Annotated in this window: 22 protein-coding genes; 3 read left to right on the forward strand and 19 right to left on the reverse strand. The window is 66.6% G+C overall.

Annotation, left to right across the window (positions count from 1 at the left end):
• Nucleotides 1-5: 5 nt before the first annotated feature.
• Both IHE46_RS00655 and IHE46_RS00660 read right to left on the reverse strand, forming a co-directional pair.
• The gene (locus IHE46_RS00655) at nucleotides 6-1,142 is read right to left on the reverse strand and encodes an efflux RND transporter periplasmic adaptor subunit (RefSeq protein WP_225562700.1); all 1,137 of its coding nucleotides are present in this window, start codon (nucleotides 1,140-1,142) and stop codon (nucleotides 6-8) included.
• Between the two features lie 209 nt (nucleotides 1,143-1,351).
• Nucleotides 1,352-1,816: a MarR family transcriptional regulator gene (locus IHE46_RS00660; RefSeq protein ID WP_192162531.1), complete on the reverse strand. Its 465-nt coding sequence runs from the start codon at nucleotides 1,814-1,816 to the stop codon at nucleotides 1,352-1,354.
• 56 nt (nucleotides 1,817-1,872) lie between these two features.
• Between IHE46_RS00660 and IHE46_RS00665 the strand changes: the two genes are divergently transcribed.
• Complete coding sequence (locus IHE46_RS00665; protein WP_192162533.1) at nucleotides 1,873-2,394, forward strand: O-acetyl-ADP-ribose deacetylase; 522 nt, start codon at nucleotides 1,873-1,875, stop codon at nucleotides 2,392-2,394.
• On the opposite strand, the gene IHE46_RS00670 is transcribed toward IHE46_RS00665, so the two are convergent.
• The 11 genes from IHE46_RS00670 to IHE46_RS00720 form a co-directional block, all read right to left on the reverse strand.
• Nucleotides 2,381-4,087, reverse strand: coding sequence for a BatD family protein (locus IHE46_RS00670; RefSeq protein ID WP_343229968.1), 1,707 nt, complete (start codon nucleotides 4,085-4,087; stop codon nucleotides 2,381-2,383). The genes IHE46_RS00665 and IHE46_RS00670 overlap by 14 nt on opposite strands.
• A gap of 62 nt (nucleotides 4,088-4,149) precedes the next feature.
• Nucleotides 4,150-6,234, reverse strand: coding sequence for a tetratricopeptide repeat protein (locus IHE46_RS00675; RefSeq protein WP_192162535.1), 2,085 nt, complete (start codon nucleotides 6,232-6,234; stop codon nucleotides 4,150-4,152).
• Nucleotides 6,231-7,211: a VWA domain-containing protein gene (locus tag IHE46_RS00680; RefSeq protein WP_192162537.1), complete on the reverse strand. Its 981-nt coding sequence runs from the start codon at nucleotides 7,209-7,211 to the stop codon at nucleotides 6,231-6,233. The genes IHE46_RS00675 and IHE46_RS00680 overlap by 4 nt, the downstream gene beginning before the upstream one ends.
• Nucleotides 7,204-7,722 carry a DUF4381 domain-containing protein gene (locus IHE46_RS00685; protein ID WP_192162539.1) on the reverse strand — a complete coding sequence of 173 codons (519 nt, stop codon included), beginning with the start codon at nucleotides 7,720-7,722 and terminating at the stop codon, nucleotides 7,204-7,206. The genes IHE46_RS00680 and IHE46_RS00685 overlap by 8 nt, the downstream gene beginning before the upstream one ends.
• The gene (locus IHE46_RS00690; protein WP_192162541.1) at nucleotides 7,719-8,654 is read right to left on the reverse strand and encodes a DUF58 domain-containing protein; all 936 of its coding nucleotides are present in this window, start codon (nucleotides 8,652-8,654) and stop codon (nucleotides 7,719-7,721) included. The genes IHE46_RS00685 and IHE46_RS00690 overlap by 4 nt, the downstream gene beginning before the upstream one ends.
• Entirely contained in the window at nucleotides 8,651-9,643 is a 993-nt protein-coding gene (locus IHE46_RS00695; RefSeq protein ID WP_192163107.1) for an AAA family ATPase, read from the reverse strand. The genes IHE46_RS00690 and IHE46_RS00695 overlap by 4 nt, the downstream gene beginning before the upstream one ends.
• A gap of 140 nt (nucleotides 9,644-9,783) precedes the next feature.
• Nucleotides 9,784-12,039: a type IV pilus secretin PilQ gene (pilQ, locus tag IHE46_RS00700; RefSeq protein ID WP_192162543.1), complete on the reverse strand. Its 2,256-nt coding sequence runs from the start codon at nucleotides 12,037-12,039 to the stop codon at nucleotides 9,784-9,786.
• 56 nt (nucleotides 12,040-12,095) lie between these two features.
• Complete coding sequence (locus tag IHE46_RS00705; protein ID WP_192162545.1) at nucleotides 12,096-12,629, reverse strand: pilus assembly protein PilP; 534 nt, start codon at nucleotides 12,627-12,629, stop codon at nucleotides 12,096-12,098.
• A complete protein-coding gene (gene pilO, locus IHE46_RS00710; protein WP_192162547.1) occupies nucleotides 12,629-13,297 on the reverse strand; it encodes a type 4a pilus biogenesis protein PilO in 669 nt (222 codons plus the stop codon). The genes IHE46_RS00705 and pilO overlap by 1 nt, the downstream gene beginning before the upstream one ends.
• Nucleotides 13,294-14,007 carry a PilN domain-containing protein gene (locus tag IHE46_RS00715; protein WP_192162548.1) on the reverse strand — a complete coding sequence of 238 codons (714 nt, stop codon included), beginning with the start codon at nucleotides 14,005-14,007 and terminating at the stop codon, nucleotides 13,294-13,296. Before IHE46_RS00715 ends, pilO begins: the two co-directional genes overlap by 4 nt.
• Nucleotides 14,007-15,065, reverse strand: coding sequence for a pilus assembly protein PilM (locus IHE46_RS00720; RefSeq protein ID WP_192162550.1), 1,059 nt, complete (start codon nucleotides 15,063-15,065; stop codon nucleotides 14,007-14,009). Before IHE46_RS00720 ends, IHE46_RS00715 begins: the two co-directional genes overlap by 1 nt.
• Nucleotides 15,066-15,363: 298 nt before the next feature.
• Between IHE46_RS00720 and IHE46_RS00725 the strand changes: the two genes are divergently transcribed.
• Complete coding sequence (locus IHE46_RS00725) at nucleotides 15,364-17,889, forward strand: penicillin-binding protein 1A (RefSeq protein ID WP_192162552.1); 2,526 nt, start codon at nucleotides 15,364-15,366, stop codon at nucleotides 17,887-17,889.
• Nucleotides 17,890-17,959: 70 nt separating this feature from the next.
• On the forward strand, nucleotides 17,960-18,640 hold the full coding sequence (locus IHE46_RS00730; protein WP_192162554.1) for a hypothetical protein: 681 nt from the start codon (nucleotides 17,960-17,962) through the stop codon (nucleotides 18,638-18,640).
• A 137-nt stretch (nucleotides 18,641-18,777) separates the two neighbouring features.
• On the opposite strand, the gene IHE46_RS00735 is transcribed toward IHE46_RS00730, so the two are convergent.
• The 6 genes from IHE46_RS00735 to IHE46_RS00760 form a co-directional block, all read right to left on the reverse strand.
• On the reverse strand, nucleotides 18,778-20,073 hold the full coding sequence (locus IHE46_RS00735) for a citrate synthase (RefSeq protein WP_192162563.1): 1,296 nt from the start codon (nucleotides 20,071-20,073) through the stop codon (nucleotides 18,778-18,780).
• Nucleotides 20,074-20,367: 294 nt separating this feature from the next.
• Complete coding sequence (locus IHE46_RS00740; protein ID WP_192162570.1) at nucleotides 20,368-20,613, reverse strand: type B 50S ribosomal protein L31; 246 nt, start codon at nucleotides 20,611-20,613, stop codon at nucleotides 20,368-20,370.
• Between the two features lie 58 nt (nucleotides 20,614-20,671).
• Nucleotides 20,672-21,604 carry a nucleoside hydrolase gene (locus tag IHE46_RS00745; RefSeq protein ID WP_192162571.1) on the reverse strand — a complete coding sequence of 311 codons (933 nt, stop codon included), beginning with the start codon at nucleotides 21,602-21,604 and terminating at the stop codon, nucleotides 20,672-20,674.
• 161 nt (nucleotides 21,605-21,765) lie between these two features.
• A complete protein-coding gene (recG, locus tag IHE46_RS00750) occupies nucleotides 21,766-23,865 on the reverse strand; it encodes an ATP-dependent DNA helicase RecG (protein ID WP_192162572.1) in 2,100 nt (699 codons plus the stop codon).
• Nucleotides 23,866-23,881: 16 nt separating this feature from the next.
• Nucleotides 23,882-24,268 carry a RidA family protein gene (locus tag IHE46_RS00755; protein ID WP_192162573.1) on the reverse strand — a complete coding sequence of 129 codons (387 nt, stop codon included), beginning with the start codon at nucleotides 24,266-24,268 and terminating at the stop codon, nucleotides 23,882-23,884.
• A 61-nt stretch (nucleotides 24,269-24,329) separates the two neighbouring features.
• Complete coding sequence (locus IHE46_RS00760) at nucleotides 24,330-24,869, reverse strand: isochorismatase family protein (RefSeq protein ID WP_192162574.1); 540 nt, start codon at nucleotides 24,867-24,869, stop codon at nucleotides 24,330-24,332.
• Nucleotides 24,870-24,877: the final 8 nt, after the last annotated feature.

Genomic DNA, 24,877 nt, shown 5'->3' on the forward strand with positions numbered 1-24,877 from the left:
GCCGCTCAGCTCTTGCTGCCGTCGGCGACGTGCACGAGCGTGCCGTTGGTCAACAGCATCTGGCCGTCGGTGACCACGCGCTCGCCGGCGTCCAGGCCTTTCTCGATCACCAGCCGGTCGCCGCTGGTCTGCCCCGACGTCACCATGCGCTGTTGCACGCGGCCGTCCGTGCCGATGACGAACACGAAGCTGCCGTTGGGCGAGTTCTGCAGCGCCTCCACCGGCACCGTCACGACGTCGGCGAGACGCGTGGTGGGCAGCCGCACCTGCACGAACTGGCCCGGCGTCAGCCGGTCGTCGGTGTTCGGGTACACCGCCTTCAGCTGGATCGTGCCGGTGGCGGGGTCCACCGCGTTGTTGATGAAATCCAGGGAGGCCGCGAGCGGCGGCCCCTTCGCCCCGGGGATCGAGGCGTTCACCGCCACCTTGCCGCGCGCGTAGGCCGCCTTCACGCCGGCCAGTGCGGTTTCGGGCACGGAAAAGGTGAGGTAGATCGGCCGCACCTGGTTGAGCACCACCAGGTTGGTGCTGTTCGCGCTCACCTGTGCGCCGGGATAGGTCAGCGGCGCGCCGGCGATGCTGTCCACCGGTGCCAGGATGCGCGCATAGCCGAGCTGGGTCTGCGCCATCTCCACCGCCGCCTGATCCGCCTTGACCGAGGCCCCGTAGACGCCCACGTTCGCCTTGTAGCCGTCGTAGTCGGTCTGCGAGACGTAGCCCTTAGCCAGCATCGGCGTGTAGCGGCGCAGCACCTGCTCGGCGTTCGCCAGCTGGGCCTGGTCCTTGGCGAGATTGCCGCGCGCCTGATCCAGTTGCGCCTGCAGCAGGCTGGGATCGATCTGCTCGATCACCTCGCCGGCCTTCACTCGTCCGCCCGGCGTGAACGCCACCGACTCAAGCTGTCCGCTGACGCGCGACTGCACGGTCACGGTGGAATACGCCTCGACGCTGCCGATCACCTGCAACGAGAGGTCGAGGTCGCCACGCTGCGCCACCGCCGCCTTCACCGGCACCGCCTGGGTGGCGGCCGGCTTGCCCGCATCGGCCTTGCCGCGCCCCGACCACACGTGCGCGACCAACACGGCCAGCACCACCGCCAACAGCAACGCGACGAGCTTTTTCCAGGACATGCGCTGCGGCATGGGAACTCCAATAACGAATGGACATTCCTGCCGATTGACGGGCTACGTCATCGCAGCGCCGGTACACGACCGGAATCAAAAGGGGAAACGAGCGCACGGAGATGCCAATGCGTCGAGTACCACAGCACATTCTGCGCCAACAAGGCATCAAATTGCGGGCAACGCCCGGCACTTGGCAGGTGCGGCGAATGGGGTTATGCGCGGGCGCCCTATTCCTTGTGCGCCGCCGGCGCTTCGATCGCATCCAGGGCCTGCAGGTTCATCTTGATCCGCTCGATCACGTCCAGCGCATGCTTCAGCTCGTCGTAGTCGATGCCATCGGTGGATTCGCGGCGCAACTCGCGCGCGAGCTGCTCCATGTCGTCGACGACCTCGCTCGCCTGCGGCGTGGTGTACAGGCGCCATGCGCGACGGTCGCGCGGGTCGGGGCGGCGTTCCACGAAGCCCGCCGCCTGCAGGCGGTCGATCACCCGGCCCACCGCGATCGGCTCCATTTCCAGCGCCTCGGCCAGTTCGTTCTGGCGCATGCCCGCGCGGTGGTGCAGCATCTTGGTGGCGCGCCACTGCGCGCGCGTGAGGCCGAACTTCACCGCGCGCCGGTCGAAGTGCTTGCGAAACAGCAAGGTCACGTCGTTCAGCAGGTAGCCGAAGGAAAGCTCTTCCGTTTTCGCCATGATCGTCGCAACCTCACTATCACCAAGCCAAGCATAGACCCGTTTGCGGTCTCCACATGCCCCTTACTGTCGTCATCGCCGATATCACCACGCTCGCGACGGATGCCATCGTCAACGCGGCGAACGAGACGCTGCTGGGCGGCGGCGGTGTCGACGGGGCCATCCACCGCGCCGCCGGGCCGGCCCTGCTCGCCGCCTGCCGTGCGCTGCCGCAGGTTTCGCTCGGCGTACGCTGCCCCACCGGCAAAGCACGCATCACGCCGGGTTTCGCGCTGCCCACGCGCTGGGTGATCCACACTGTAGGACCAGTCTGGCATGGCGGAAATCGCGATGAAGCCGCATTGCTGGCGAACTGTTACCGCAATGCCCTGCGCCTCGCGTATGAACACGATGCTCGCCGTATTGCGTTTCCCGCGATCAGCTGCGGCGCGTACGGCTACCCGGCAGCACTGGCCGCTGCGGTGGCCATAGCCACATTGCGCGAAGCGCTGGCGGACGATCCTTCCCTCGACATCGTCCTGTGCTGCTACAGCGAGCCCATGCGTGCAGTGTTCCAGCACGCGCTCAATGCAGCTTGAAGGGATAAAGCGGCGGCAAGCCATCGTCGCCTGCACCGTCCGCCGCGCTCCATGCGAAACCGCGCTTGAAGGTTTCGGCCAGATCCAGGTTCGCCGTCGATCCGCCATCGCCATAGCACTGCCGCTGTAGCGCGGCGATGGCCCGCCGCTGCGCGGCATCCGTCAGCGCGGCCTGCAACTCTCCGGCGTTCCGGATCGCCGGGCGTTCCGCCTGTGCCCACGCCAGCAGGTCGCGCAGCTGCGCCGGCGCATCGCCGCTCCGGGCAACGGCGAGGAATGCCTGCTTCCGTTGGCCCGCAGAGCCAGCAACCGCGCCGTTATTGACTGTCACACCGACGGCGGAACGGCGTGGCGGACGCCGCCGCCACAGCCACCACGCCAAGACGGTGAGCAGCCACAGAAGCAGGCTGGCCAGCGCGATCCAGCGCCACGGCATATTCCGCCAAGCCGCGTTGGCAGAAGCCGTCGCGACCGGTGCCGTGGCGGGCGCCGAAGCCGGTGTAGCGGCGGATGAGGCCGCTGCCGTACCCGCCGCTGGAAGCACGGTGATGCTTTGCGCCGGAATCTCGGCAGTGCGCACCTCGCCAGACGTGACGTCGAACCAGCGCAGCGTGGTCGCCGGCATGGTCAATGTGCCCGCCTGTTCCGGTACCACGGCGAAGCTGCGCTCGCTGCTGCCCTGCAGCCACGCGTCGTCTTCCGCGGTGGCCGTCTTTGGCTGGTCGGGGTACACCGTTGCGCCGCGTATCGCGGGCAGGCTGAGCTGTGGCAGCGCATCGCCCGACAAGCCGGTGGCGCTGAGTGCCATGCGGAGGTTGATCGGCTGGCCCACGTGCACCGATGTACCCGCATCGGGCCAGCCCGTAAGCGAAAGACTGAGCGCACGCGCCGGCAGCCATGCCGATTGGCCCCAGTTGGCAGGGACAGCCTGTACCTGCACCGTCTGCGCCGGCGCGCCAGCGCTGACCTGGGAGCCAGCGCCGAAGAAACTGTTCGGATCGTTGGGGTCCAGCGCCACGCCATGGAAGCCCAGCGCGGGGATCGTGAGCGCTCCCGCATGCTGCGGCACCAGCGCGTAGCGCCGTTCGAACACGCGGTATTCCCGGCCGCCCCGCACTTTGTCGTAGCGCAGGTCGCCACCCATTTGGCGGAGCTGCACACCGCCCACCTGCGGCGAATCCAGCGTACCGTTCGTAACATTGCCGCTGACATAGAGCCGCACCACGTAGCTGAGCTGCTGGCCCACCCATGCCTGCTTAGGCTCGACCTCGGCCTCCATGAACACACTCTTGTTCGTGGCCGCGGCGGTCGCCGGGTTCGCCGGAGCGACCTGCAGTTGCAGTGGCGTGATCTGCGACCCCGCCACGGCCAGCGACGGAATCGCGAGCGTGCCCGCATGCTTCGGCCGCAGCACCACGCCGATCACCAGCTCGGCGCTGCGCTGGCCGTTGACGATGTTGATGCTGCTGCTCTGCGAATTGCCGAGAATGTCGAAATCCTGTTCGAGAGGGCTCAGGTCGGGCATGGCAACGTTGCTGATGTCGCCATTGACGTGGAGGTTCAGCGTCACCGTCTCGCCCATCTGGATGGTGCTTCGGTCCAGCGTGGCCTGCACGTCGGTGGCGTGCACCGCGATCGGCACGACGAGGAACAACAGCAGCAGGCAGAGACATTGGAAAGCACGGCCAAGCATCGCCATCCGCCGGGTCTTCGCGGCCAAGCTCGACTGCGAAAATAATGCTTGTCGTCGGAGCATCACGGCCCATCCTCGTCGGGTGCGTCGCCATGGCGACGCTGGTATTCCAGTTCGAACTTGCGGCGCAGCAGCGCGCCCGGGTCGTCGGGCACGCGCTGCAAGGCCTGGCGCACGTCCGCAGGCAGCTTGGACTGGGCATCGTCGGCGCTTTCCGCACCGAGCTGGTGTACCGGCGGCCGATCGGTCGCAGGCTGGCCGGGCGCGCCCAGCTGCTTGTCGAGCTGCTGCTTCAACGCCTGTTGCGCCTGCTCGGCCTGCGCCTCTTGCGCAGCCTGTTGCTCGGGCGTCGGCTGCGGCTGATTGCCCTGTTGCGCGCCCGAGTTGCCGGATGAGGATTGATCGTTCTGCTGTGCCTTGTTTTGCGGCGCCTGGTTCTGTGACGACTGTCCCGCGTCGTTCGATGAATCCTGCTGGCCTTGTTGCTTGGAGCCATCGTTCTGCTTCTGCGACGGGTTGGACTGCTCGTCCTTTTTGCCCTGGCCGTTCTGGCCCTGATCGCTCTTGTCCTTGTCGCCCTGGCTCTGTTGGCTCTGTTGGCTCTGTTGGCTCTGCTGGCCTTGATCGCCTTTGCCCTGATCGTCCTTGCCTTGCCCGCTCTTGTCCTGCTTGTCACCGCCCTGCCCGCTGCTGCCGCCCTGCCCCTGCGGCGAAGACGAGCCATTCTGCTTCTGTGGCTGCTGCGAGGAAGACTGATTCTTCTGCTGATCCTGCTGGGGCTTCTGCTGCTTGCGCAACCAGTCTTCGACGGCCTGCTTGTTCGCCTTTGCGTCGATGTTGCCGGGATCGCGCTTCAACGCCTCGTCATAGGCATGGATCGCGTCCTCGTACTTGCCTTCGCGCGCCAGCGCGTTGCCGCGGTTGTACGCGGCGTTGCTGCCCGGCACGCCCTGCCATGTCTGCGCCGCACCGGCATAGTCGCCCGCGCGATACGCCGCCGTACCACGCAGCGCAGGGTCGTTCGCCAACTGCATCGCCTGCTTCGCATCACCTTGCTTGAGCGCCGCCGCGGCCTGCTGGTTCCTGTTCCGCCAAAGGTCGCTCCAACTCGTCGCGTGTGCAGTCCCCGGCAACATCGGCAGCAGCACCAGCGGCAACAGCACCAACCAGCCGCGCCGGAAAGACAACGCGGCGAGCGGAAGCAGGAGCAGGAGCAGCCATGGACCGCGATCCTGCCATTCGTCGCCAAGTTGCCCCTGCACGGACTGCGTGGAGCCCGCGCGCAATTCGTCCTTGAGTGCGGCGATGTCGCTATCGCCGGCGCTCATCGGCACATGGCGGCCACCGCCCGCTGCGGCCACCGCCGCCAGCGCCGCATCGTCGCGCGCGGCGAGTTGCAGGCTGCCTTGCGCATCGTGCAGGAAACCACCACCCGGCAGCGGTACTGGCGCGCCCTGCGTCGTACCCACGCCGAGCACGGAAACATGCACGCCTTCGGCCAGCGCCTTGCGCGCGGCCGTCTGCGCCGATGCGTCCACGCTGTCCGCAATCAACACCAGCGAACCGCCGCCTACCTTGGCGTCGTGGATCAAGGCGACGCCGCGATCGATCGCGGCTGCCGCGTCGTTGCCGTCCACCGGCATGGTGTCGGGTGCCATGGCGTCGAGCAGGGTGGACAGGCTGTGCGTATCGGAGGTGAGCGGCGCCACCACGAAGGCCTCGCCGGCGTAACCGATCAGCGCATTGAGACCGTCCTGGTTCGCCGCCAGCAAGTCGTGCGCCTTGTAGCGTGCACGATCGATGCGGCTGGGCGCCACGTCCCGCGACAGCATGCGCTGCGACAGCGAGATCGCCACCACCTGCGCGGCACGGCGCGCATACAGCGGCTGCTCGACGCGGCTCCAGGTCGGCCCGGCCAGCGCCAGCACCGCCAGCAGCCACGCCAGCGTGAGCAATCCCAGCGGCAGGCGCTGCCTTGCAGCCCGCCCATGCAGGAGCTGTGGCAGCAATGCCGCATCGACCAGGCGCGACAATGCCTGCAGGCCGCGCGAGCGGCGCGAGGCCTGCCACAACAGCCACGGCAGCACGAGCAGCGCAAACAACCACACAGGCCGCAGAAAGTGGAACTGGGCCAATGCCGCGCTCATGCCGCCACCTCGCGCATGCGCCAGCCCGGCAATGCGACCAGAAGCCAGAGCAGCAGCGCCGCCGCCAATGGCCAGACAAACCATTCCTTGCGCGGCCGCAAGGTGGGGCCGCGCTGCGGCATGGGCTCCAGCGCGTCGATGGCGCGGTATGCGTCGGCAAGCTGGGCGCTGTCGGTGGCGCGGAAAAAGCGACCGCCGGTGTCGTCCGCGATCTTGGTCAACATGACGGTGTCGAGATCGGCGGAAGGATTGACGACCTGACTGCCGAAGAATCCCGGCACTTCCATGCGGTCGGCGCCAATGCCCACGGTATAGATGCGCACGCCGGCCGCCTTCGCGGCGCGTGCGGCCTCCAGCGGCGTGATGCTGCCGGAGTTGTTGACGCCATCGGTGAGCAACACCAGTACGCGCGCCTGTTCGGGGAGTGCGGACAGGCGCTTCACCGCAATGGCGATGGCATCGCCGATGGCGGTTTCGGTGCCGGCCAGACCTACCGCCGCACCTTGCAATTGCGCACGCACCGCGTCGAGATCGTAGGTAAGCGGCGTCACCAGGAACGCCTGGCTGCCGAACAGGACCAGCCCCATCTCGTCGCCACGGCGGCGGTCGATGAAGTTGCCGGCGATGGCCTTCACCGCACCGAAGCGGCTCACCGGTTGGCCGGCCAGCTCCATGTCCGGCGTGTTCATGCTGCCGGACAGGTCCACCGCCAGCAACAGCCCGCGACCGCTGCGTTGCTGCGCCTGCGGCGGCCCCACCCATTGCGGCCGCGCGGACGCGGCCACCAGGCACAACCACGCCAGCGCCAGCAGCCACGGCGAGAAGCTGCGCGCAGCATGGCCACCCGTCGCCGCAAGCCGCAAACCCGGCTGAGGCAAACGCAGTGCCTGTCCTGGCGTCGTCGGTGCCAGCACGCGGCGCAGTAGCAAGGGCAGCGGCAGCAGCAGGAACAACCAGGGCCACGCGAACTCAAACATGGCCCGGCTCCGCGACAGGCGGCTTCCACGCGCGTGCATTGGCCGCGACACGCAGCCAGTCACGCGCCGCAGCCAGGGTGGCGTGTGCATCGAATTCGGCTTGCGGCCGGTAGATCACCTGCTCCAATGCCAGCAGGCGATCCAGAATCCGCGGCGCTATCGGCACGCGTGCCAACGTCCTGCGCCAGCTCTCGCCGCGCTGCGTCGTCGCCGCGTCGTCGTAACGACGCGCCACGCGACGCAGCAGTTGATGAAGGGAGGCCGCGAACGCGACATCGTCGCCATCGCGCACATGGCGCTCCGCCAACTTTTCCAGCTCGCCCAACAGGCGTCGACGCTCGCGTTGCAAGCGATAGCGACGCTGCCAGAACCACGCCGCCACGATCAACGCGACCAATACCAAAGCACCCAGCATCCACCAGCCGGGTGCCAGCGGCCACCACGAAGGTGCCGGCGGCAGATGGATGTCGCGCAATTCCGGGCCGCCCGGCGGCGTCGATGGCGGCATCATCGGCGTCCTCCCGTCACGCCCAGCAATTCGCTCACGGCGGGGAGCGGATCGTCGCGCGTGTCGATCACGCGGCAACGCACTCCCACGCCACGCGCCAGTGCTTCCAATCGCGCCGGGCCGCTGCCCAGCATCTGCTGGAACTCGCGCCGCTGGCGTTCGCCCAGCAACACTACGTCGCGACGCTCGCCATCGTGCTCCAGCGGATAGCGGCCAGGCGGCGGCGGCTCGCGCTCCAGTGCGTCGGCCACCACCAGCACGCCGATATCGGCGCGCGCCTTCAGTTCAAGCAGATGACGTCGCGCTTCGCCATCCGTACTGAAGCCGTCGCTGAGCAGCAGCACGCGACTGGCGCCATGCTGAAGCCGGCGGGCGCGCAGCAAGACCGTGGACAGAGGCTCACTGCGATCCGTCGCGGGCAGCGCATCCCATTCCGCCAATGCACCGCAAGCCGACAGCGCGCCGTGTGCACCACCCTGTGGGCGCAGCAGGCGGTCATTGCCACCAAAGGCCATCATGCCCACGCGCTCGCCCGCGCGCATGGCCAGCCAAGCGGCAATGGCGGCGACGCGCGCGACCTGCACGGACTTGAAGCGCACACGCGTGCCGAAACGCAGGCTGGCGTTCGTGTCCAGCAGGATCAGCAACTGGCCTTCGCGTTCTTCCTGGAACAGTTTGGTGTGCAGCTTTCCGCTGCGCGCGGTCAGCCGCCAGTCGAGCCGGCGCACGTCGTCGCCGGCCTGGTAGACGCGCGACTCGGCGTAATCCATGCCGCGGCCGAACAGCCGGCTGGATTGCGACCCGCCGCGTGCGGCACGGCTTTCCGTCGCCGCCAGCTTCGCGCGGCCGACGCGCGTACCCAGCGCGATCAGTTCGGCCAGCGATACCTGTGTACGGCCGTCGCCATCGACCCGGTTCGGCAGCATGGCACTCACGGCAGCGGCACGAGATCCAGCAGGCGGCCAATCACCTGGTCGCTGCGCACGCCCTCGGCTTCGGCCTCGTAGCTGAGCAGGACGCGATGGCGCAATACCTCATGCACGATGGCGTGGATGTCTTCGGGCAGCACATAGTCGCGCCCGGCCAGCCAGGCCTGCGCGCGGGAACAACGATCCAGCGCGATGGTGGCGCGCGGGCTGGCGCCCCAGGCGATCCAGCGCTTCAGTTCCGCTCCGTAGCGACCCGCATCGCGCGTGGCCAGCACGAGCTGGGCGAGGTATTCCTCCAGCGCCGGTGCCATGTGCACCGCCATCGCGGCCTCGCGTGCGGCAAACACGTCGTCCTGGCCGAGCAGCGACTTCGGCGCAGGCGAGGGATGCATGCGTCGGCTGGCCTGCTCGCGGGCAAGCCGCAGGATCGCCAGTTCAGCACTGGCATCGGGATAGCCGATGGTGACGTGCAGCAGGAAGCGGTCGAGCTGCGCCTCGGGCAGGGCGAACGTGCCTTCCTGCTCGATCGGGTTCTGCGTGGCCATCACCATGAACAGCTCCGGCAACGGCCGGGTCGCGCGGCCCACGGTGATCTGGTGCTCCGCCATCGCCTCGAGCAGCGCCGACTGCACCTTGGCCGGCGCGCGGTTGATCTCGTCGGCCAGCACGATGTTGTGGAACAGCGGCCCGTGCTCGAACTCGAAATTGCCGCTTTGCGGGCGAAACACGTCGGTGCCGGTGAGGTCCGCGGGCAGCAGGTCCGGGGTGAATTGCACGCGATGGAAATCCGCCTCGATGCGCGCAGCCAGCGCCTTCACCGCGGTGGTTTTGGCCAGGCCTGGCGCCCCTTCCACCAGCAGATGGCCATCGGCGAGCAGCGCCAGCAACAGGCAGTCGACCAGTTTGGGTTGACCGATGATGCAGTCCCGCAGTTCGTCGCGCAGTTGCACGAAGGCTTGTTGCAGGCGGTTTGGCGCGATTTCAGGCATGTCCATCATGGTGTTTCCGACACGAGGTGCCGCTATCGACCGCGGCGGAGCGCACAAGTTTAACCGTGCGCTTCTCACCGTTCAGGCCCGCCAAAGGAAAGAGGCGGCCGATGGCCGCCTCTTTTGCACCGCACTTGTGCGAATGCTTATTGCAAGGAATCGTTGAGGATGCGCGGCGTCACGAAGATCAGCAGTTCGGCCTTGGAGTCGTTGCGGCTCGTGCTACGGAACAGGCTGCCGAGGACGGGGATGTCGCCGAGACCGGGAACCTTGGTGACCGTATTGCTCTTGTCGACCTCGTAGATGCCGCCCAGCACCACGGTCTGGCCATTGTCCACCAGCACGGAAGTGTTCACCGACTGGGTGTTGATCTCCGGCACCTGGCCATTCGGCGTGGTGAGGAATTGCGCCAGCGAATCCTTGGTCACGTTGATCGCCAGATAAACCCGGTTGTCCGCCGTGATCGTGGGCGTGACCTTGAGCTCCAGCACGGCATCCTTGAACTGCACCGAACCGGTGACGCCCCCAGTGCCACCGACACCGCCTTGGTAAGTGACGTAACCGATCTCCTGGCCTTGGCGGATGTCCGCCTCTTGCTGGTTCGACGTGATCACGCGTGGGCTGGAAATCACCTCGCCCGTGCCTTCGGTCTGTGCCGCCGACAATTCCAGGTCCAGCGCATAGTTCTTGCCGAGAATGGCAAAGCCCAGTGCGCCCGCAGGAGTGGTCGAAGTCGATGACGGCAGGTTCACGTTGAGGCCGGGATTGCTGGAAGCGCCACTGGTGCTGCTGGTACCTGTACCGCCAGGAGTGGTCCAGCCGAGCGTGGTTCCACCCACGCCGCCACCTATTTGCAGCACGTTATTCGTGGTCGTCTGGCCGGTGTACTGGTTGTAGGTGGAGTTGGTCTGCTGGCCATACGCGCCCCACTGCACGCCCAGCGAGCGGGTGAAGGTGTCGGAGGCGATGACGATGCGCGACTCGATCAACACCTGCTGCACAGGCTTGTCCAGCGTCGCGACCAGCTTGCGGATCTGCTCGGTCTTTTCGGCGGTGTCGTTGAGCAGCAGCGTATTGGTGCGTATGTCGAAGGAAACGCTCCCGCGCGGCGACAGGAAGCCACTCGATATGACGCCACCCTGTGTACCACCGCTCCCGCCCGTTCCCTGCAGGCTGCCGCTGGTTAGCAGCTTGGCAATATCGGCTGCCTTGCCATAGCTGATCGGGATATAGCTCGTGATCAACGGGGCGTTGTCCTCGGCCTTCATGCGCGCGATGGCCAAGTCCTGCTCGTATTTGGCCAGCTCCTCCTGTGGCGCCACCCAGATCACATCGCCGTCACGGCGCTTGTCCAGGCCCTTGGCGCGCAGAATCACATCGAGCGCCTGATCCCATGGCACGTTCACCAGCCGCAGAGTGATGCTGCCGTTGACGCTGTCGGCAGCCACGACGTTGAGGTGCGAGGTGTCGGCAATCAGCTGCAGCACCGAACGCACCGGAATGTCCTGGAAATTGAAGGTTGCGCGCGTACCCGTATAGGCCGGGTGCTGGTCCATCGCCAACTGGCTGGCGTTTACAGCGGCACTGCTGCTCTTCTTCGGCGCCACCTCGACTACGTACTGGTTCCCTTCCTGCCACGCCGAGGTATCCACCACGCCCTTGGTGGCGATCGTCATGTGTACGCCACCGCCGATGCCGTTGCGGGTGTCGATGGACTGTACCGGCGTGGCGAAGTCCAGCGTATCGAGCCGCTGCGCGAGATTGGCCGGCACGCTGGCATTGGGAACGCTGACTTCTACCTTGTCGCCGATCGTATGCATCTGGGCATCGGCGCCCGGACCGCTGAAGCTGATCAGCACGCGGCCCTGGCCATCCGCACCGCGGCGGAAGTCGATATTGCTGACGCTGATGGCACCTTCAGCCGTCGTCGGCAAGCGCTTGGAAGGATCGATGACGGCGGCGGTGGTGACGCTGTGCTGCACCGGTGCCGGCGTTGCTGCCGTCTGTGCGGTGCCGTTGTCCACGGTGAGAACCAGACTGTTGCCCTCTACCGCGGACTGGTATGGCGCCGACTGCATCAGCTCCACGATCACCCGAGTGCGACCGCCAGCGGATACCGCCGACACGCCGGAGACGGCCCCCTGTCCTATGGCCGTATGCCGCTGGGCCGTGGTGTCCGCGTCGCTGAAATCGACCGCGATGCGCGCCGGATTGCCGGTGGTGAAGATGCGCGGCTGCGGCACGGCACCCGTGAAGTTCAGATGCAGCTGCACGCTTCCGTTAGGTAGCGTCGTGTAGCTGATGTCTTTCAGCGTGTTGCTGCTCGCGGCCAGTGCTACCTGGCTGAAGCACGCGCCTGCGAACAGCAGCAGCGACAGGAGACAACGAATGGTATGGCGCATGACCCGGCCCCGGACGGATTGAATGTGGTTGCTCATTGCATCAGCCCCTGTGTCCCCTATTTCTCGCCGAGCGCGATACTGGCCGGACGTTCCATCCAGCCGCCGTTGCCGTTGGATACCAATTCGGTCAGATCGATATGGTCGTCGCTGATGGCGGTGATGCGGCCGTAGTTCTGGCCCATGTATTCGCCACGGTGCACCGGGTGGATCACGCCACCGGGGTCCTTGATGAGCGCCTCGGTACCCGGACCGGTACCGATGGTGCCGACCATCTTCAGGCTGTCCAGCGCGAACGCTTCAAGCGGCTCTTTGGGCCGGTTCTGATCCGGCCGCGGTCCGCTGGTGGCCGCGTCGACCTCAGCGGCGCTGGGCCCGAACGGATCGCGCAGATCCTGGTCGGCGTAAGTGAAGGTCTCGAAGGTCTTGATGACGGGCAGCGGCGGAATCGGCGCACCCTTCATGCCCTTCTGTTGGGCGATCCATTCGCGCAGGTCCGAGTTGCTGCCCGTGCAGCCTCCCAGCAGCACGGCGATCAGCAGCAAGGCAATGCGCGACAGTGTCGTCGGCTTCATGGCAGTGGACAGCTTCATCACTTGTGCCCCCCTGCCTTCTTGGCCGAATTCTTCTTCGCTGCAGCGGCAGCGGTCTCGTCTTCGTCCAGATAGCGATAGGTCTTCACCGTGCCTTGCAGCACCAGTTGGCCATCGGCCGAAGTGCCATCCTTGCTGCCATGTTGAGGCGTGAGCGCCACGTCGTTCATGGTCAGGATCACCACTCGCGGCAGCGAAGCCACGCCACTGATGAACGTGCCGAACTGGTGATAGGTGCCCACCATCCGCAGCTGGATCGGCTTCTCTGCGTAGAAGTCCTTCGGCACCTCGGGCTGGGGCACGAAGGAATCCACCTGGAGGCCGGCCGACAGCCCGGTCTGCGAGATATCGGCCAGCAATTCGGGCATCTCCGTCTTGCTGGGAAGCTGGCGGAGCAGCTGGCGTAACATGTCCTTCATCTCGTCGAGCTGCTGCTGCAGCGCGTCCAGATTCACGGCCTTGGCCTGCTTGGTGGCGAATTCCTGCCGGAGCTGCCCTTCCTTGCTTGCCAGCGAAGCGAGCTCGTCCTGCTGGCTGCTGACATAGAAGTACCAGCCCACCAGCACCACCACCAGGAACAGCAGCGCGGTGAAGAAAACCTTTATCGACTTGGGCCAGCCGCCAATATTGTTGCGGTCGAGGCCACGCAGTTCGTCCAGGAATTTCATGCCTTGGCCCCTCCCTTTGCGGCAGCGACCGGGGCGGACTCAGGCTTTGCCGGGGCGGCCGGCTTCGTCATGACGGGCGCGGACGGCAGAGCCGCGGGCGCAGCACTGCCGGCATGCGCCGGAGCCGCCACCGTACTGGCGCCGGCCGGCGCTCCGTTATCGTCCGTCTTGGGCTTGCCCAGCTTCACGCTCAGGCTGAACTTGTAGGGCATGCGCGAGGCATCGTGGCTGTTGATGGTGCTACGCAGGTCGACGTGGCCCATCCATTGCGAGGCCTCGATATTGCGCATGTACTCGGCCACGCTGGCGTTGGATTGCGCCACGCCATCCAGCGACATGGTGTCGCCGGCCTGCTTCATCGCCGTGAGCCGCACACTGGAGGGGATCGTCTTCACCAGTTCGTCGAACAGATGCACCATCTGCGAACGATCAGCCTGCAACTGCTCGATGATCTGCTTGCGCGCCAGCAGCTGGTCGCGCACCTTGTCCAGCTCCTTGATCTTGTCGATCTTCACATCGAGCTGCTTGATTTCGCCTTGCAGCAGGGCATTCCGATCGTTTTGGTTGTCGATGCGCGCTCCCATCCAGAACGCCCACAGCAACACAAAGGCCAGCCCTGCCACGAAGGCGGCACCGAGCTGGCCGAAGAACTCGCGTTCGCGCAGCTTGCGCCGCTCCACACGCCAGGGGAGAAGATTGACGTGAGCCATCAGTCGAAGCTCCTCAGCGCGAGGCCGACCGCAATCATCAGCGCCGGCGCATCCTGGGACAGTGTCTGCCCTTGCACTTTGGGCGACATCGACATGCGCGCCAGGGGATTGGCCAGCACGCAGGGCACGCCGATGTGCTCCTCCAACATCCCGGCAATGCCGTCGATGGTGGCGCAGCCACCGGCCAGCACTACCTGATCCACTTTGCTGTATTCACTGCCGGCGAAGAAGAACTGCAGCAGGCGGCTGACCTGCTGCACCAGCGACTCCTTGAACGGCTCCAGCGCCTCGCTCTGGTACGACTCCGGCAGGCCGCCCTTGCGTTTGGCGCGACCGGCTTCCTCGTAGGAAAGCCCGTAGCGACGCATGATTTCGTCCGTGAGCTGCTTGCCGCCGAATACCTGTTCGCGCGAGTAGATCGTGCGCTGGTTGCGCAGCACCGACAGCGTGGTCATGGTCGCACCCACGTCCACCACCGCCACCAGCGCGTCGCGGCCGACGTTGAGCTGGTCGGTGAGCAGCGCGAAGGCGTTCTCCATCGCGAACGCCTCCACGTCCACCACCTTGGCGGTGAGTCCGCCCAGCTCCAGCGCGGCGACGCGCATGTCCACGTTCTCGGTGCGCGAGGCAGCGAGCAGGATGTTGTTCATCTCGGGGTTGTCACGCACCGGGCCCAGCACCTCGAAGTCGAGGCTCACCTCATCGATCGGATAAGGGATGTACTGGTTGGCCTCGGTCTGGATCTGGCTTTCCAGATCCTCCTCGCCCAGTTCGCTTGGCATCGGGATGATGCGGGTGATCACCGCCGAACCAGCGACCGCAGCGGACGCATGCTTGAGCCTGGAGCCGGAACGCGCCAGCGCGCGGCGGATGGCTTCTCCCACCGCCTCGACTTCGACAATGTTCTTTTCGACCACGGCGTTGGGCGGCAGCGGTTCCACTGCGTAATGCTCGACGCGGTAACGCCCACCCGACTGGCTGAGCTCCAGCAACTTAACTGCGGTCGAGCTGATGTCGACGCCAATCAGCGCCGGCTTCTTGGGTGTGAAGAGCCCCACGGTGTTCCCCCTTTGCCCTGGGCACCAGCGGCCGTGTTTTCCGGCCGATGTGCGCTGGCATTAGATCGAAAATTTAACGCCCCTGCAATGGCCTGCCGAGGTTTTTTCAAGTGTTTCCCGTGATGGGGCCCGCACTTGTATCAACATCGTTCCGATCGTCCGGCAGGGCCCCCCGTCCTGGCGGCGACGCGCCATGCGGTGCCCGAAGAGGCCCGCTACCGAATATGTGCCGTTCCGAGGCGCCCGGCGACACAACCTCTATACTCTGCCGGGTCTCGACACGGGTCATCCGCCACACATGCGTATTCTCAAGCGTCTCCTGCGCTGGGCACTGATCCTGGCGTTCTCGGGCCTCCTGCTGGCGGTGCTCGCGGTCGGTGTCGCGTACTGGCTGGTGGCGCCGCGGCTGCCCCAGGTGGCCCAGTTGAAGGACTACCACATGCAGGTGCCGCTGCGGGTGGAAAGCGCCGACGGCAAGCTGATCGCCACTTTCGGCGAAACGCGGCGCATCCCGGTGGCGATTGCCGACGTGCCTGACAACCTCAAGCACGCCGTGCTGTCAGCCGAGGATGCCGATTTCTACCATCACCCCGGGGTCGACTGGCGCGGCGTGATGCGCGCCGGATGGCACGTGATCCTAGCCGGCGGCGACAAGGTGCAGGGCGGCTCGACCATCACCCAGCAGGTGGCGCGCAACTTCTTCCTCAGCCCGCAGAAGCTCTATTCGCGCAAGCTGATCGAGATGTTCACCGCGCTGCGCATCGAGCAGGAGCTGAGCAAGGACCAGATCCTGGAGCTGTACCTCAACAAGATGTTCCTCGGCCACCGCTCCTATGGCGTGGCCGCGGCTGCTTCTTACTACTACGGCAAGACGCTGGATCAGCTCAGCATCGCGCAGTGCGCCGCGATCGCCTCCACCTTCCAATCGCCCTCGGTGGTTAACCCGCTGAACAGCCAGGCGCGCCTGCTGGCGCGCCGCAATTGGGTGCTGGGCGAAATGCTGCGCCATCGCTACATCACGGACGACCAGTACAAGGCAGCGGTTGCCGAAACGAACGATGCCGCGCCGCACGACACCCCCATCCAGGTGGACGCCCCCTACCTCGCCGAAATGGTCCGCCGCCAGGCCCTCGATCGCCTCGGCAACGACGCGCTCACCGAAGGCTATGTGGTGAAGACCACCATCCAGAGCGCGAACCAGAAGGAGGCGACGGAGGCCGTACGCAAGGGCCTGATCGACTACGACCGTCGCCACGGCTGGCGCGGCCCCGAAGCGCACCAGGAGCTGGCCGCCGATGCCGGCGAGCAGGATTACGTGCACGCACTGACCGGCTACGGCGATGTCTCGGGCCTCGTGCCCGGCCTGGTCGTTGCCAGCTCCAACAGCGCCGCCACGATTTTCCTCGCCTCTGGCCAGAACGTGAATCTCGATCTCCCCGCCGTGGCATGGGCGCGGCCGCACATCAACGACAGCCGCACCGGGCCCGCGCCGACGCGGGTGGACGATGTGCTCAAGCGTGGCGACATCGTGCGCGTGTCGCAGGACGACAAGGGCGCCTGGCAGCTGGCGCAGATTCCCGCCGTGCAGGGCGCGCTGGCCGCGATCCGGCCGGAGGACGGCGCCGTCGAGGCGCTGGTGGGCGGCTTCAATTTCAACCGCAGCAAGTTCAACCGTGCGGTGATGGCAGCGCGCCAGCCAGGCTCGAGCTTCAAGCCCTATCTCTATTCGGCGGCCTTCGACCACGGTTTCACGCCCGCCTCGATCATCAACGACGCGCCGCTGGCGCTGCCCGACCCCTCGCGCCCCGGCGGCCTGTGGACGCCGAGCAACGACGACGACAAGTTCGCCGGCCCCATGCGCCTGCGCGAGGCGCTGGTGCAGTCGAAGAACCTCGTCTCCATCCGCCTGCTCAACGCCATCGGCATCCGCTATGCGCGCGAGTTCATCACGCGCTTCGGCTTCCCGCTGGATGCGCTGCCGGCCAATCTCTCGATGGCGCTGGGCACCGCCTCGGCGTCGCCGCTCAACATGGCGCGCGGCTACGCGGTATTCGCCAACGGCGGCTATCTGGTGACGCCGTACTTCGTCAGCGAGATCGACGACCGCAACGGCAAGCCGATCTACATCGCCAACCCCGCGCGCGCCTGCCGCGAATGCCAGGAGCGCCTGCTGCAGAACACCCCGCCGGGACCGCCGCCAGCGGACATGGGCAAGCACCCGGCCAACCAGCTCGCCAGCAATGCCAGCGTTGCGGCTCCCGCAAGCGCCGCCAGCAGCGACGATTCCGGCGTGGAAACGCTGCCCGCCGACGCCGGCAACGGCGCACACGCACCTGTACTGGCACCGCATGTGCTCGGCCCGCGCACCGACTTCCTGATCACTTCGCTGATGAAGGACGTGATCCTGCGCGGCACCGGTTTCGCCGCCAAGACCATGAATCGCCCGGACCTCGCCGGCAAGACCGGCACCAGCAACGATTTCCGCGACGCCTGGTTCATCGGCTTCAACGGCGACGTCTCCACCGCGGTGTGGGTGGGCTTCGACAACTACGGGCCACTGGGACACGACGAATTCGGCGCCAAGGCGGCGCTGCCGATCTGGATGGACTACATGGGCGACGCCCTGAAGGGGCAGCCGGAGAACTCGTTGCCCATGCCGCCCGGCATCGCCACCGTGCCGATCAATCGCGACAGCGGCCTGCCCACCACGTCGGACGACCCGAACGCCATGAACGAGTTCTTCAAGGTCGAAGACGTCGACCGGCTGCGCAGCCAGGCCACTCAGCAGCAGCAGGACCAGCAGAACCCCTACAACATCTTCTGATCCGCGCCGCGGTTTCCCCGATCCTGCCGCTTGCGCTAGTCTAGTAGCGCAAGCGGCGGAGGAACCCCTCATGGCACGTGGCGAACATCACCGCATTCATGCAAGCGACCGCCAGCAACGCAATCGGCTGCGCGTGGCCCAGGAAGCCGCCCGCCTGATGAGCGAACACGGCATCCGCGACTTCCATCGCGCCAAGCTCAAGGCCGCCGAACGCCTGGGCATCCTCGATACGCAGGCACTGCCGCGCAACCAGGAAATCGAGCAGGCGCTGCGCGAACACCAGCGCCTTTTTCACGCCGACAGCCAGCCCCGGCTGCTGCAGGACCGGCGCGAGGCCGCGGTGGAAGCAATGCGCTTCCTCGCTCGCTTCGAGCCGCGCCTGGTCGGCTCCGTGCTCGACGGCACTGCCGATGCGCATTCGGCGGTCTGCCTGCACGTATTCAGCGACGATCCCGATGCCGTGCACCGCCACCTGCACGAGCACGGCGTGCCGTTCGAAACGCAGACCCGCCGCCTGCGCCTCAGCCGCGACGAACAGGGCGAGTTCCCGGTACTGCTGTTCGCCGCCGACACGCTGCCGTTCGACCTCATCGTGCTGCCGCACGACGCCCTGCGCCAGGCGCCGCTGGACCGCATCGACGAGAAACCGATGCGCCGCGCCGCGCTGGCCGCCGTGGAGGAACTGCTGGCCGAGAACGACGATACGGACGAGCTGGAACGCATGCTGGCGAACGCAACCCGCCGCACCTAGGCACACGCCCGGCCCTGGTCGCGAGAACCAGACGGACGGCCGCCCATGACCGCACTTTTCATGAGTGCCCACGATCACCCGCACAAAAAAACGCCCCGGCATGCCGGGGCGTTTCGTATGGACTTGCCAGGCGCGGATCAGCGCTTGGCGGAGGCCACGTAGTCGCGTACGTCGTGGCCGGTGTAGATCTGGCGCGGACGACCGATGCGCGAACCGGGGGTTTCGTGCTGTTCGATCCAATGCGAGATCCAGCCGGCGGTGCGCGCGATGGCGAACATCACGGTGAACATTTCGGTGGGGATGCCCAGGGCCTTGTAGATGATGCCGGAATAGAAATCCACGTTCGGATACAGCTTGCGCTCGACGAAGTAGTCGTCCTTCAGCGCCGCTTCTTCCAGCTTCATCGCCACGTCCAGCAGCGGATCGTTGACGCCCAGCTCGGCGAGCACCTTGTGGCACATCTCGCGGATGATCTTCGCGCGCGGGTCGAAGTTCTTGTACACGCGGTGGCCGAAGCCCATCAGGCGGAAGTTGTCGTTCTTGTCCTTGGCGCGCTTGACCGCGGTTTCCACCTTGTCCGGCGTGCCGATCTCTTCCAGCATCTTCAGCACCGCCTCGTTGGCGCCGCCATGCGCGGGGCCCCACAGCGCGGTGATGCCCGCGGCGACGGAAGCGTACGGGTTGGCGCCGGTGGAGCCGACCAGGCGCACGGTCGAGGTCGAGGCGTTCTGCTCGTGGTCGGCATGCAGGATGAACAGCAGGTCCAGCGCCTTGGCGGCCACCGGGCTCAGCTGCAGCGGCTCGCTCGGCACCTCGAACATCATGTGCAGGAAGCGGTCGACGTATTCCAGGTTGTTGCGCGGGTAGCGGAACGACCGGTCGATCGAGTAGCGGTGGCAGGCAGCGGCGATCGTCGGCATCTTGGCGATCAGGCGGATCGCGGCCAGCTTGCGGTCTTCCGCGTTATCGACGTCCAGGTCATCGTGGTAGAAGGCGGACAGCGAGGCGACCGACGCGGCCAGCATGGCCATCGGATGCGCATCGTGATGGAAGCCCTCGAAGAAGCGCTTGTGCGACTCGGGCATCATCGTGTGATGCGTGATGTCGTTCTCGAAGGAAGCGAACTCCTCCTGCTTCGGCAGCTCGCCATTGAGCAGCAGGTAGGCCACCTCGAGGAAGCTGGACTTCTCGGCCAGCTGCTCGATCGGGTAGCCGCGATACAGCAGCACGCCCTGGTCGCCATCGATGTAGGTGATCGCGCTCTTGGTGCTGGCGGTCGAGCCGTAGCCCACGTCGTAGGTGAAGTGGCCGGTGTCCTTGTACAGCGTGCTGATGTCGATGCAGGCGGGGCCGAGAGTGCCGGAAACCAACGGCATGGTGCTGCTGCGCTGGGTCGACTCATCCACCAGCTTGACAGTCTTGGGATCGGACACAGGGAACCTCCTTAGCGTGGGTCGTCGCCAACGGGTCGCGTAGCGGCATCGGGGCGAGGGGAACAGGGCACCGCGACCGGGGAATGTCTCGATGCAATCCACACATTATCGCACAACGGCCCATAGCCATGCGTTCGCGGATGGTCGTACGGCGGCCGCAAAAAATCGCCGGCGCGCTTTGCATCGCATCGGCGATGTGTCATGAGGATGACGGCCGCAAAAACGCACGGGGCAGGCTGCTGCCTGCCCCGTGCGCGGATGTTCAGTCCGCCGCCATGCGGCGGCGAAACGCGCTTACTTCTGCGCGTAGCGCTTGCGGAACTTGTCGACGCGACCGCCGACGTCCAGCGTCTTCTGCTTGCCGGTGTAGAACGGGTGCGAATGGCTGGAGATATCCACCTTGATCAGCGGGTACTCGTTGCCATCTTCCCACTTGACGGTGTCCTTGGCGGCAATCGTCGAACGCGTCAGGAACGCGAAGTCGGACGACAGATCCTGGAACACCACCGCGCGGTAATTCGGATGGATATCGGGCTTCATGACGGGCTCTGTTGCAGCGTGATAAGAGGATAAGTGTAGCCAGCCGTGCGGCGTTGCGTCAAGCCGCGCCCAGCGCCTTGCGCACCATCGCCGCAAATCGCGCCTGGTCCACCTCCAGCACGATGCGCGCCTGCGCCGGCCGGCCCAGTCGTTTCGCCCAGTCCACCACCGTGGCGCCACGGGTGAGGCGGCCGTCCAGCTCGACGGCCACCGCCCGCAACTCGCTGCGCACGACGATGGCCGGATCGATCGCCACCGCCATCGCCAGCGCGTCGGCGGCGACCACACCGTTGCGGTCATGCGTGGCGTTGTATTCGCGCGCGGTGCGGAACACCTGCTCGAAGAACTTCGCGCGCTGGTCGCCGGCGGCGATCCAGCCATCGAACTCGGCATCGTCGAAGCCGTGGCGCAACGTGGCCTCCCAATCGACCAGGTCGAACGCCGGGAAGGCCTCGAACACCACATGCGCGGCTTCGGGGTCGAAACCCACGTTGAACTCGGCGGGTACGTTGCCGGTGTTGCCGTGACCGGTCACCGCACCGCCCATCACCACCAGCCGCTTAACGCGCTGCGGCAGCGCGGGATCGAGCTTGAGCGCCAGCGCGAGGTTGGTCAGCGGCGCCAGCGCCACCAGGGTCAACTCGCCGGGTCGCTCGCGCGTGAGCCGCAGCAACGCCAGGGCCGCAGCCTCGCTCTCGGCCGCCGCCTCGGGCTCGGGGAAACCCACGTCGCCGAGGCCATCCGTGCCATGCACTAAGGCGGCGTCCTCGTCCGGCGCACGCACCAAGGGCGTGGCGCATCCGGGAAACACCGGAAACGTGGCGCCCAGCAGGTCGCGCAAGGTGCGCGCATTGCGCACGGTATGGCCCAGGCCCACGTTGCCGGCGGCCACGCTCAGCGCGGCGATGTCGGCATGGGCATGCGCCATCAGGATGGCCAGCGCATCGTCCACGCCAGGGTCGGTATCGATCAGAAGTTGCGGTTTGCTCATGGACGGATCATCACAAGAATTGAAAAGTACAGCCAGGGATCAAACATGGGCACCCGTCTGATCCAGCGACCACCATTCTTGGCGGCCAGCCTTCGGGCCATCGCCGGCGCGACGCCAGAAATCGCTGCAGGCGATTTCGCGGTCAGGAATGATCGCAAAAATCACGCTCGCGCGTAGCGTGCCGCGCCGCCGATCCAACGCGCGATGAGCAGCTCCGCCGCGCGCGGATGTTCCGCCAGCAGTCGCTCGCCCACCTGCTGCACGGCAGGCAGCAGGTGCGCGTCGCGCGAAAGATCGGCGATGCGGAAACTGAGCTGGCCGGTCTGCCGCGTACCCAGCACTTCGCCCGGGCCGCGCAATTCCAGATCCTTCTCGGCAATGCGGAAGCCGTCGTTGGTTTCGCGCATCACCGCCAGGCGCTCGCGTGCTAACTGCCCCAGGGGCGGCTGGTACAGCAACACGCAATTCGAGGCCACCGCGCCGCGGCCCACGCGTCCGCGCAGCTGATGCAATTGGGCCAGGCCGAGCCGCTCCGAATTCTCGATCACCATCAGGCTGGCATTGGGCACGTCCACGCCCACCTCGATCACCGTGGTCGCGACCAGCACGGCGAGTTCGCCGGCCTTGAAGGCATCCATCACCGCCTGTTTGTCCTTGGATTTCAGGCGACCGTGGATCAAGCCCACCTTGCAGTCGGCCAGTGCCGCGGAGAGCTCCGCATGCGCCACCTCGGCGGCCTGCGCGCGCAACTGCTCGGACTCCTCGATCAAGGTGCAGACCCAGTACGCCTGCCGCCCTTCGGCACAGGCCACGCGGATGCGCTCGATAACCTCGGCGCGGCGCGCGTTGGATACCGCCACCGTCTGCACCGGCGTGCGGCCAGGCGGCAGCTCGTCGATGGCGGAGACGTCGAGATCGGCATAGGCGCTCATTGCCAGCGTGCGCGGAATCGGCGTGGCGGTCAGCACCAGCTGGTGCGGCACCTCGCCGCGTCCGTGGTCGGCGCCCTTGTCGTGCAGCGCCAGGCGCTGCTGTACGCCGAAGCGGTGCTGCTCGTCCACGATCACCAGGCCCAGCCGGGCAAAGCCCACGCCTTCCTGCATCAAGGCATGCGTGCCTACGGTAACCGGTGCGCCTTCGGCCACGCGGCGCATCGCCGCCTCGCGCGCCCTGCCCTGCTGCTTGCCGGCCAGCCATTCCACTTCCACGCCCAGGGGCGTCAGCCAGTGGCGGAAGTTGCGCAGGTGCTGCTCGGCCAACAACTCGGTAGGCGCCATCAGCGCCACCTGGCGCCCCGACTCCACGGCGGCCAGCGCCGCCAAGGCGGCGACCACGGTCTTGCCCGAACCCACGTCGCCCTGCACCAGCCGCAGCATCGGACTCGCCTGTGCGAGGTCGCGCCGCACTTCCGCATCCACGCGACCCTGGGCGCCAGTGAGCGCGAACGGCAACGAGGCGAGCAATCGCTCGCGCAACACGCCAGCCGCAGCCAGCCGCGGCGCCTTGCGCCGCTGCACGGCGGCACGCATACGCTTCAGGCTCAGGTGCTGGGTGAGCAGCTCCTCGAACGCCAGGCGCTGCTGCGCGGGATGCCTGCCGTGCAACAGCAGATCCAGCCGCGCATCGGGCGGAGGACGGTGCACGGTGAGCAGCGCGTCGCGCAACGACGCAAGGCCATGCGACGCGCACAGGTCGTGCGGAATCAATTCCAGGGCCGACTCCGGCGGCAGCAGCGCCAGCGCCTTGGCGACCACGCCAGCCAGCCGCTTCTGTCCCAATCCTTCGGTGGTCGGATAGACCGGGCTCAACCGGTCCTCCAGCGCCACGTCCTCGCCTGCAGCCAGCCGGCGGTACTGCGGATGCACCATCTCGAGGCCCTGCCCCGCATGGCGCACTTCGCCGAAACACAGCAGGCGCGCACCCACGGCCAACTGCTCGGCCTGCGCGCGATTAAAGTGGAAGAAGCGCAACTGCAGCGTCTGCCGCGAATCGTCGCTGATCGCGACCTTCAGCTGCGGGCGATAGCGGAACCCCCGCTCGACCGCCTCGACCGTGCCCACCACCTGCGCGCTTTGGCCCGTGCGAAGAGCGGCGATGGGAGTGACGCTGGTGCGATCCTCGTATCGCAGCGGCAGGTGGAACCACAGATCCTGCACACGCTCCAACCCCAGCTTGTGCAGCAAGGCCTCGAGCGCCGGCCCGACACCCGGCAGCTTGGATACGGACTGCGCGCCCGCATCCGTTGCAGCGGCGACGCTCATCGCGGGCCGGGTCGTATCAGGCCAGCACCATGATCGCGTCCACTTCCACCTGCGCGCCCTTGGGCAAGGCCGACACTTCGATGGTGGAGCGTGCCGGATACGGCTGCTGGAAGTATTCCGCCATCACAGCGTTCACCTCGGCGAAATTCGCCAGGTCGGTGACGTAGATGCCAACACGCACGACCTGCTCCAGCGAACCGCCGGCTGCCTGCGCCACCGCCGTCAGGTTGTCGAACACGCGCCGGGCCTGCGCCGTGATGTCGCCGCCGACCAGGTTGCCGGTGGCCGGATCGAGCGGGATCTGACCCGAGAAGTACACGGTATTGCCGGCGCGTACGGCTTGCGAGTACGGCCCGATCGCGGCGGGCGCGTGGGTGGTGGCGATGATCTGGCGGGACGACATGGCGGGACCTCGACTGATTCAGGCCTGCCAGTCTAAACGAGCAGGCCTCCTGCCGCAGTCTTCAGAACGCCACGGCATCGTGCGTGGCGAGATCGACGGCGATGCCCGGACACGCCAGGCCGCCGATGGACCGGTTGAGGTGCGCCACGATCTGTTCGCCGCTGATCGTCACGCCGCCGAACGCGGCATCGGCCGTGGTGTGCGCATCGCTGGCCAGCACGATGGAATAGCCCTCGGTCACTCCACGCTGCGCCGTAGCGCGTATGCAGTAGTCGCTCTGCGCGCCGGCAAGCACCAGCCGCTTCGCACCGAAGCCATCCAGCACATCGCGCAACGACGTGCCGACGAAAGCGTCGCAGCATGTCTTGCGGATCATCGCTTCGCCCCAGGCCGGCGCAAGGCCTGGCATGAGTTGCCACCCCGCGCTGCCATGAGGCATTTCCGCTTCTTCATGCTGCACCCAGACCACGGGCACACCCTCGCGCCGCGCCCGCGCCACGAGTGCATCCGTACGCGCAACCACGCCCGCAACGTCGAAACAGCCTTCCAATACGCCGACCTGCAGGTCGATCGCCAGCACGACAGTGGCGGAATGCGTCATGGCAGCCC

Origin of the sequence: Rhodanobacter sp. DHG33, from assembly GCF_014843005.1 — a bacterium.
GTDB lineage: Bacteria > Pseudomonadota > Gammaproteobacteria > Xanthomonadales > Rhodanobacteraceae > Rhodanobacter_A.

Excerpts from the sequence above, each read along its gene's own strand:
- IHE46_RS00665 (WP_192162533.1), top strand. The coding sequence starts at position 1,873 with ATGCCCCTTACTGTCGTCATCGCCGATATCACCACGCTCGCGACGGAT.
- IHE46_RS00715 (WP_192162548.1), bottom strand. The coding sequence starts at position 14,007 with ATGGCTCACGTCAATCTTCTCCCCTGGCGTGTGGAGCGGCGCAAGCTG.
- IHE46_RS00730 (WP_192162554.1), top strand. The coding sequence starts at position 17,960 with ATGGCACGTGGCGAACATCACCGCATTCATGCAAGCGACCGCCAGCAA.
- IHE46_RS00760 (WP_192162574.1), bottom strand. The coding sequence starts at position 24,869 with ATGACGCATTCCGCCACTGTCGTGCTGGCGATCGACCTGCAGGTCGGC.
- IHE46_RS00745 (WP_192162571.1), bottom strand. The coding sequence starts at position 21,604 with ATGAGCAAACCGCAACTTCTGATCGATACCGACCCTGGCGTGGACGAT.
- IHE46_RS00705 (WP_192162545.1), bottom strand. The coding sequence starts at position 12,629 with ATGAAGCTGTCCACTGCCATGAAGCCGACGACACTGTCGCGCATTGCC.
- pilO (WP_192162547.1), bottom strand. The coding sequence starts at position 13,297 with ATGAAATTCCTGGACGAACTGCGTGGCCTCGACCGCAACAATATTGGC.
- IHE46_RS00725 (WP_192162552.1), top strand. The coding sequence starts at position 15,364 with ATGCGTATTCTCAAGCGTCTCCTGCGCTGGGCACTGATCCTGGCGTTC.
- IHE46_RS00655 (WP_225562700.1), bottom strand. The coding sequence starts at position 1,142 with ATGCCGCAGCGCATGTCCTGGAAAAAGCTCGTCGCGTTGCTGTTGGCG.
- IHE46_RS00685 (WP_192162539.1), bottom strand. The coding sequence starts at position 7,722 with ATGATGCCGCCATCGACGCCGCCGGGCGGCCCGGAATTGCGCGACATC.
- recG (WP_192162572.1), bottom strand. The coding sequence starts at position 23,865 with ATGAGCGTCGCCGCTGCAACGGATGCGGGCGCGCAGTCCGTATCCAAG.
- IHE46_RS00755 (WP_192162573.1), bottom strand. The coding sequence starts at position 24,268 with ATGTCGTCCCGCCAGATCATCGCCACCACCCACGCGCCCGCCGCGATC.
- IHE46_RS00675 (WP_192162535.1), bottom strand. The coding sequence starts at position 6,234 with ATGAGCGCGGCATTGGCCCAGTTCCACTTTCTGCGGCCTGTGTGGTTG.
- IHE46_RS00670 (WP_343229968.1), bottom strand. The coding sequence starts at position 4,087 with ATGCTTGGCCGTGCTTTCCAATGTCTCTGCCTGCTGCTGTTGTTCCTC.
- IHE46_RS00740 (WP_192162570.1), bottom strand. The coding sequence starts at position 20,613 with ATGAAGCCCGATATCCATCCGAATTACCGCGCGGTGGTGTTCCAGGAT.
- IHE46_RS00680 (WP_192162537.1), bottom strand. The coding sequence starts at position 7,211 with ATGTTTGAGTTCGCGTGGCCCTGGTTGTTCCTGCTGCTGCCGCTGCCC.
- pilQ (WP_192162543.1), bottom strand. The coding sequence starts at position 12,039 with ATGCGCCATACCATTCGTTGTCTCCTGTCGCTGCTGCTGTTCGCAGGC.
- IHE46_RS00695 (WP_192163107.1), bottom strand. The coding sequence starts at position 9,643 with ATGGACATGCCTGAAATCGCGCCAAACCGCCTGCAACAAGCCTTCGTG.
- IHE46_RS00660 (WP_192162531.1), bottom strand. The coding sequence starts at position 1,816 with ATGGCGAAAACGGAAGAGCTTTCCTTCGGCTACCTGCTGAACGACGTG.